Annotated in this window: 7 protein-coding genes and 1 pseudogene; 5 read left to right on the forward strand and 3 right to left on the reverse strand. The window is 67.1% G+C overall.

Features of this window, described 5'->3' with window-relative positions:
* Positions 1 to 215: pseudogene (locus I6U14_RS02020) on the forward strand (hypothetical protein); the annotation flags it as partial.
* Between the two features lie 37 nt (positions 216 to 252).
* Here the strand turns inward: I6U14_RS02020 and I6U14_RS02025 are convergent.
* Positions 253 to 1,635, reverse strand: coding sequence for a glycoside hydrolase 100 family protein (locus tag I6U14_RS02025; RefSeq protein ID WP_296896468.1), 1,383 nt, complete (start codon positions 1,633 to 1,635; stop codon positions 253 to 255).
* 79 nt (positions 1,636 to 1,714) lie between these two features.
* Complete coding sequence (locus tag I6U14_RS02030) at positions 1,715 to 2,080, reverse strand: hypothetical protein (protein ID WP_296896470.1); 366 nt, start codon at positions 2,078 to 2,080, stop codon at positions 1,715 to 1,717.
* 522 nt (positions 2,081 to 2,602) lie between these two features.
* On the opposite strand from I6U14_RS02030, the gene ubiG reads away from it, so the two are divergent.
* The 3 genes from ubiG to I6U14_RS02045 all read left to right on the forward strand — a co-directional run bounded on the left by ubiG (position 2,603) and on the right by I6U14_RS02045 (position 4,899).
* A complete protein-coding gene (gene ubiG, locus I6U14_RS02035; protein ID WP_296896472.1) occupies positions 2,603 to 3,367 on the forward strand; it encodes a bifunctional 2-polyprenyl-6-hydroxyphenol methylase/3-demethylubiquinol 3-O-methyltransferase UbiG in 765 nt (254 codons plus the stop codon).
* A 3-nt stretch (positions 3,368 to 3,370) separates the two neighbouring features.
* Complete coding sequence (locus I6U14_RS02040; RefSeq protein ID WP_296896474.1) at positions 3,371 to 3,982, forward strand: NAD(P)-dependent oxidoreductase; 612 nt, start codon at positions 3,371 to 3,373, stop codon at positions 3,980 to 3,982.
* Between the two features lie 104 nt (positions 3,983 to 4,086).
* The gene (locus tag I6U14_RS02045) at positions 4,087 to 4,899 is read left to right on the forward strand and encodes a Uma2 family endonuclease (protein WP_296896476.1); all 813 of its coding nucleotides are present in this window, start codon (positions 4,087 to 4,089) and stop codon (positions 4,897 to 4,899) included.
* 21 nt (positions 4,900 to 4,920) lie between these two features.
* Here the strand turns inward: I6U14_RS02045 and I6U14_RS02050 are convergent, their stop codons facing one another.
* Complete coding sequence (locus tag I6U14_RS02050) at positions 4,921 to 6,234, reverse strand: TRZ/ATZ family hydrolase (RefSeq protein WP_296896478.1); 1,314 nt, start codon at positions 6,232 to 6,234, stop codon at positions 4,921 to 4,923.
* 134 nt (positions 6,235 to 6,368) lie between these two features.
* Here I6U14_RS02050 and mtnA point away from each other — a divergent pair, with 134 nt between their 5' ends.
* On the forward strand, positions 6,369 to 7,433 hold the full coding sequence (gene mtnA, locus I6U14_RS02055) for an S-methyl-5-thioribose-1-phosphate isomerase (protein ID WP_296896480.1): 1,065 nt from the start codon (positions 6,369 to 6,371) through the stop codon (positions 7,431 to 7,433).
* The last annotated feature ends 157 nt before the right edge of the window (positions 7,434 to 7,590 follow it).

Raw genomic sequence — 7,590 nt, forward strand, 5'->3', positions numbered from 1 at the left:
TATTCACCGGCGTGCGTCGGGGTAGGGTGATAGTGGTAGAAGAGGCCAGGCCGGTGGGTACGGATATGGGCGTCTCGCATGGTTGGCCCATGAAAGGCTGGCCGCCGACCTTGCGCGTCGTGCCGTGCGGTCGCCGCGTCTATCGGGCCCAAGGAGAGCGTGATTGGGACGATCCGGCGTTGCTCGACCTGGTGCGCGGGCTGCGGCAGCAATAAGCTGCTCTGCTCGGCGGCAGCGGCTGCCACCGTCCGGCTAGCTCTCGACCTCGCGCTGATCCACGGCGCAGAACATGTCCAGGAGCTTCTCGTTCTCGACGATCTTGTGCCCCAGGATATAGCCGGCCGCGGACCACACTTGGCGCAGGTGCGCGCGGCGGCCGATGAGGTTGCCGGCACGGCCGTCGTAGTACTCGGGGAAGTCGGCCTGGGGCAGGCCGTGGTCGGCGACGTCCAGCGCCAGCTGGGCGAGATCGCCGCGGCCGGTCTTCATGGCGGCGGCAACGAAGGCCCAGATTAGCACCGGCCAGTTTCCGCCGTTGTGGTAGGACCAAGGGACGTTCTTCGGGTCGCTGCCGGTCATGAAGATCCACTCCTTGCCGACCACGGCGGGATAAACCAGCTTGGCGGGCATGCAGCCCACGAGGTCCTCCCAGCGGTCCTGGTACAGGCGCATAATGCCCTGGGCCTCGCGCTGGCTGGTGATGCCGAAGATAATCGCGAGCAGGTTGCCCAGCGCAAAGAACCGGAAGTCCATGCGGCCGGGGCCCAGGTTGCCAACCAGATAACCCGCCCGCGCCGGCAGCCAGTCCACCACCCACTCTGGGATGGACTCGGGGTAGATGTTCAGCATGTTGACGCTGCCGGTGCCGAACTCCTCGGTGCGGTAGCGGTGAATCTCGTTCAGGCGCTCCATGTCCAGCCAGTAAAACAGCTGCACATAGTTGCGAAGCATGTTGGCCCGCTTCTCGGCAAGTGTGAGCACATCGTGGGACTCGGGCGTGTCGCGCAGCAGCTCCACGGCGCTTACCAGCATGCCGTAGAAGAGGGACTGAATCTCCAGCGGATGGCCGTAGACGCCCATGCGGCGGTCGATCATGAAGCTGCCGTCGGGTACCAGCAGCGTCGGGAAAACCTCGAACCCCTCGCGCAGGGTCAGTTCCAGGATGCCCCGCAGTGCCCGCTGCACCTCGGGCTCCATGGCCAGCGCCTTGTCACCGGTGGCGCGGCAGTAGATGTTGAGCAGGATAACCCACCACATCATGGCGTCCACCGGCGCCACGCGGCCGATGGCGTGGTCGCCGAAGTCCGCCCGGATGCGCTCCCGGCCGCTGTCATCTAGGCCCACCCGGAAGCTCGCCGGCAGCACCGCTGGCTCGATCTCATGGCCGTGGATGCGCTGGTGCTGGCTGCGCAACCGGAGCACGGTGCGCAGGAAGTTACGCACGATATCCGCCTCGCCGTCTGCCAAAAAGACCAGCGCCGACGGGATGAAGTCCCGCACGAAGCAGTCGTGGTAGTTCTCGGCCTCCGCGCCGCCCTCGGCAATGGCAGCGACGGTCCCCACCGGCTCGCCGCCGTAGGTCATCACCGAGTTGCGCAGCAGCTCGTACGCGGATGCGATGGCTTCTTCGTTCAAGCGGTGGCTCCAGTGGGGTGGCTTGCTGGGTTTGCCCCGCCGCGGTGTTGTGCGTCGCGAGGCGGATGCGGACGAGTGGTCAGCCCAACGCCTCGCCGAGGAGGCGTCGGGTGAGCAGGAGCGCGGCGACGGTGATGCTCAGGAACGCCAGGGCCAGCAGGCCGTACCAGAGCCGCGTGGCCCGGCGCCTGAGCCCGGCCCAGCCACGCATGTCCGGGCCGGCAGGCGGCGGCACCGTCTCGAACGTACTGATGAACAGCGCGGCACAGAGGCTCCAGAGGATGCCGACGATCGCCGGGAGCAGCAACGGGTCGCTGGTCTGCGGGTCGCCGAAGACCACCAGATACGCGGCCAGGATGAAGGCGATGGCTCCGGCTCCGACGAACAGGGGCCGTGCAGGATGCAGCCAGCGGGCGAGGGCCTGGAGGCGGTTGAGCAGTTGCATGGCAGGTGCGGTTGCGCGTCTCCGGAACAGGTGGGGGTCGCCGCCGACAGCTGCAAACGGGCTTGGAAGCGGTACGGGGCGGCCTTCGCGTCGGGCGCGGCAGCCGGTGCTGCCGCTGCCATGACAGGAACAGTGGCATTTAGGCGGTCAAGGTCCGCTCGCGATAGCGCAGGCCGTTGATGCTTGCCGCGATCCGGTCCGCCGCTGGGCGGTCCAGGTTCGGCAGCTCCAGCCGTCCGGCTTGAAGACCTTGATGAGTTCTGCGGGTCCCACGCTGTCGCCCGCCGCACCGCCGCCGGCCACCGCACAGAGCAGTGCCAGGTCGGACCACCAACCGATCAGGGTCTCCTTGTGCATGGGCTTCGGGGCTCCCGGTTACTGTGCGGGGCTCGATTCTAACCAAGTGTCGGTGCGACCGTGCGGCCCCGGTAAGGCGGCGCGGCCGCAGGGGCCGCCGGTTGCAATGACGCCCGCAGAGCCAGATATCCTCGGCAACGTTCGCCGAGATCGCCCGAGCCCGTCATGACCGCCGTCCATCTCACCGCCCCGGACATCGACCCAAGCGAGGTCGAATACTTCGAGAAGCTGGCGCATCGCTGGTGGGACGATCAGGGACCATTCTGGCCGCTGCACAAGCTCAACGCCTTTCGGCTCGACTACGTCCGCGACCGTCTTTGTGCCGCCTTTGGCCGTGACCCCGAGGCCGAGCGTCCGCTGGAAGGCCTAGAGATTCTGGATATCGGCTGTGGTGGCGGCATCCTGAGCGAGTCCGTGCACGACCTGGGCGCCAAGGTGACCGGCACCGAGATCACCGAGAAGAACGTCCGCGTCGCCGAGATCCATGCCAACTGGAGCGGCGCGGACATCGACTACAGACTCATCACCGCCGACGACCTCGCCGCCACCGGCGCCACCTTCGACGCCGTGCTCAACATGGAGGTCGTCGAGCACGTGGAGAACCTGCCCGATTTCCTGGCCAGTTGCGCGCGTCTTGTGCGCCCCGGCGGCGTCATGGTGGTCGCGACCATCAACCGCACGCCGTTGGCCTGGCTCAGTGCCATCATCGGCGCCGAGTACGTCCTCGGCTGGTTGCCCAAGGGCACGCATCACTACCGCAAGCTGGTGAAGCCGCAGGAGCTGGTCGATGGGCTCGGCGACGGTTTCGCCGTCATCCACGAGACGGGCGTGCGCGTAAACCCCTTCAACCGCGCTTTCTCCTTCAGCCGCTACAAGGGCATCAATTACATGATGGTTTTCCAGCGCGCGGCGGCGGGCCAGGAGGGCTGAGCCATGCGGATCGCACTCTTCGGCGCCACTGGCGGCACCGGTATGCAGGTACTGGCGCAGGCGCTCGCCGCGGGTCACAGCATCCAGGCCCTCGCCCGTGATTCGGGCAAGCTCGAATCCCGCGAGGGGCTTACCGTGGTGCAGGGCGACGTCCTGGACCAGGCCGCGACGGATACCTCTGTCGAGGGCACGGACGCCGTGATCTGCGTGCTGGGCACGAAACCAGGCAACGATCCCGTCGAGGCCGCCGGCACCGAGCGCATCCTCACCGCCATGGACAAGCACGGCGTCAAGCGCCTCATCGCCGTCAGCTCCATGGGTGTCGGCGACAGCATCGACCAGATCAACTTTGCCTTCCGCGTCATCATGAACCTGACGCTGAAGCGCATCATGGAGGCCAAGGCGGAGCAGGAGCGGCTGATCATGGCCAGCGACACGGACTGGACCATCGTCCGCCCCGGCGGGCTCACCGACGGCCCGCGCACCGATACTTACCAGGCCGGTACCGACAAGTCCATTAAGGCAACCCGCGTGTCCCGGGCCGACGTGGCCGACTTCGTGCTGAAGCAGCTCACCGACGACACCTACGTGCGGCAGGCGCCGGCGGTGAGCTGAGCGCTCGCGACGCCCGCGCCGCGGGCTTTTCGGTGTCGGCTTGACCGTACGCTAACCCTCTGCTGCAATCAGGAAAATTGCCGATTTCCCGTACGGGGCCCGCCATGAACGACCCCGCAGCTGCACTGCCGCGGTTGCCTACCGAGGACGATCTCCCCAGCGATGACGGAGAGCCGATGGAGACCTGGCGCCATCGTTTGCAGATGGACCTGCTGATCGACGCGCTGCTGCCCTGGGCTGAGGCGCGCGGCGACTGCTTCGTCGGCGGCAACATGTTCCTGTATTTCAGTGAGGAGCAGCTGCGCGGCAAGGACTTTCGCGGCCCGGACGTCTTCGTCGTCCTCGGCGTCTCGCCCCATGAGCGCAAGAGCTGGGTGGTCTGGCAGGAGGGCAAGGGGCCGGATCTGGTGATCGAGCTGATCTCCGAGACCAGCCGCCAGGTGGACAAGGTCGAGAAGAAGCAGATCTACCAGGACCGGCTGCGGGTCGCCGAGTACTTCTGGTTCGATCCCTGGGCGCCGGAGGACTTCGCCGGTTTCTCGCTGGTGGATGGCCGCTACCGGCCCCTGACGCCCACCGCGCCCGGGCAGATCCCGAGCCCGCTCCTGGCCCTGCGCCTCGGTTGGTGGGATGGCAGCTTTCGTAATGTCGAGACCCGCTGGCTGCGTTGGTGGGATGCCGACGGCAACCTGCTGCTGACGCATACCGAGATCGCGCAGGCCGAGGCCGCCGCTGAAAAGGCGCATGCCGAATCAGCGCAAGCCAAGGCCGAAGCAGCGCAAGCCGAGGCCGAGGCAGCGCAAGCCAAGGCCGAGGCAGCCCAGCGCCAACTCGCCGAAGAGACCAGCCGTGCCGAGGCAGCCGAGGCAGAGTTGCTCAGGCTGCGAGCGCTGCTCGGCAAGCAAGGCGACGCCTGAACCCGGGGATTGCCATCCTGCTCAGTCCTCTGAAATTCGACCTGCCCACTCTCGCGCCGCGGTGAGAATTACAGCCGGGTCCAGCGTCAGCGGCTCACCGTCGCGCAACACCTGCCGGCCGCGGATCCAGACGTGGCGCACCTGATGGCTGCTGGCGGCGTACACCAGCTGCGAGCAGGGGTGGTACATGGGCTGGGTATGTGGATCGCTTAGATCCACGGCTACCACGTCAGCGGCCTTGCCGACCTCCAACGAGCCGATCTCGCGCTCCAGGCCAAGCGCCTTGGCGCCGTTCCAGGTGGCCATGCGCAGGGCCTGCTCCGCTGGCACCGCGTTGGCGCGGCCCGAGACGCCCTTGGCCAGCAGGGCGGCGGTGCGCATTTCGCCGAGCAGGTTGAGGTCGTTGTTGCTGGCGGCGCCGTCGGTGCCGAGTGCGACGTTGACGCCGGCATCGATCAGGTCCGCCACCGGGCAGAAGCCGCTGGCCAGCTTGAGATTCGACTCCGGACAATGCACCACCTGGGTGTCGGTCTCGGCCAGGCGTGCGATCTCCTCATCCTCCAGCCGGGTCATATGCACGGCCACCAGCTGCGGCCCGAGCAGCCCGAGCCGGTCCAGCCGAGCGATAGGCCGTTCGCCATGCGTGCGCAGCACCTGCATGACCTCGTCCCGGGTCTCGTGCAGATGGATGTGCACCTGCACCTGGAGCTCGTCCGCCAGGGTGCGCACGCGCTCGAGCGGCGCTTCGGATACCGCATAGGTGCTGTGCGGTGCGAAGGCCGGGCGCACCAGCGGGTGGTCCCTATAGTGGTCGTAGAGCTCCAGCCCGCGGCGCAGGTATTCGTCTGCGTTATCGGCGTAGCGGGTCGGGAAGTCCACGACGATCATGCCCGCCAGCACGCGCATGCCCGCTTCGGCGCAGACGCGCGCCGTCACGTCTGCGTGGAAGTACATGTCGTTGAAGCAGGTGATCCCGCCGCGCAGCATCTCCAGTAGAGCCAGGCGCGTGCCGTCGGCGACGAACTCCTGATCCACCCAGCGCCCCTCGGCGGGCCAGATGTGCTCGTGCAGCCAGGTCATCAGCGGCAGGTCATCGGCGAGTCCGCGCAGCAGTGACATCGGCGAGTGCGTGTGGGCGTTGATCAGCCCCGGGATCAGCACATGGCCTGGCAGCTCCAGGGTCTTGGCAGCTTCGATCTGTGTCTCCGCTTCCGCCCGCGGCAGCAAGGCTGCGATGCGCCCATCGGCGATGACAAGGCTGTGCTTGACGAGCGTGGCATCGCTGGCGTCCACCGGCAGGACCCAGTCGGCGTGAATGAGGAGGTCTGCGTGCATTGGCTTGTGCGTTTTGGCCAGGTAAGGAGCAGCGTGGCGCGATCGCGCGCCTTTCATGACGGACACCCTTGAGCGCTGCGCGCGGAAGATCAAGAATCGGGGGCACGCTGCAATGTGCCACAAGGTTCGAGCCCATGGAAACGCCCAACGCCCTCGACATCCATCCGGACAACGCCGTCGTCTGGCACGACGACAGGCTCTTTCTGCTGGACCAGCGTGTCCTGCCGCAAGAGACACGCTTCGTGGCCTGTCACTCGGCGGCCGAGACGGCGAAGGCCATTTCCGACATGGTGGTGCGTGGTGCGCCTGCCATCGGCATCACCGCCGCCTATGGTGTCGTGCTTGCGGCCCGGGCATGGATCAGCAGCAACGCCGCGGCGGATTGGCGCGTCGGCATCGGTGCGGACATTGAGGTGTTGGCCGCGAGTCGGCCGACGGCGGTGAATCTGTTCTGGGCGCTGGAGCGCATGCGCCGGCTCATCAGCGTGCTGGAGGCTGCGGATCCGGTGCCGGCGCTGCTGAGCGAGGCCCGTAAAATTCACGAGGAAGATGCCGCTGCAAATCGCGCCATGGGCGATTTCGGCGCTGAGCTGATTCAGGGTCCAACGGATATCATCACCCATTGCAACGCCGGCGCGCTGGCCACCGGCGGCTATGGCACGGCCCTCGGTGTGGTGCGCAGTGCCCATGCCGCGGGCAAGGTGCGCATGGTCTACGCCGACGAGACCCGGCCCTGGCTCCAAGGCTCGCGGCTGACGGCCTGGGAGCTGGCGCAGGCCGGCATTCCTGTCACCGTGCAGTCGGACAACGTTGCCGCCAGCATGATGGCTCGCGGCGAGATCGGCTGGGTCGTCGTCGGCTCGGACCGCATCGCTGCCAACGGCGATGTCTGCAACAAGATCGGCACCTATGCGCTGGCGGTATTGGCGCGTCACCACGGCGTCGGCTTCATGGTGGCCGCGCCCACATCCACCATCGACATGAGCGTGACCAGCGGCGCGGACATCCCGATCGAAGAGCGCGACCCGGAGGAGGTGCTCGCCTGCGGCGGCAAGCGGATCGGCCCCAATGGTGTCACGGCCCACAATCCCGTGTTCGACGTGACACCAGCAGCGCTGGTGGACTGCATCGTCACCGAGCGCGGCGTCGTGCGCCAGCCGGATGCCGAGAAGATGCGCGCGCTGATGGCGGGCGTCTGAGCCCCAGGCCGCGACGTTTGGGGAGGGCTAAGCGCTCTCCCTGTGGATTACTGCCACGATGCCGTTGACTCGTGGCGTCGGAGTTGACGTGGCATCCTCTGTCTTAGGGAAGCGCCGATTTATTGGCGCTTCCCGTGCGGGGCAGGATGCCCCGCCA

The sequence above is a fragment of the Thiohalocapsa sp. genome, from assembly GCF_019695415.1.
Lineage (GTDB): Bacteria > Pseudomonadota > Gammaproteobacteria > Chromatiales > Chromatiaceae > Thiohalocapsa.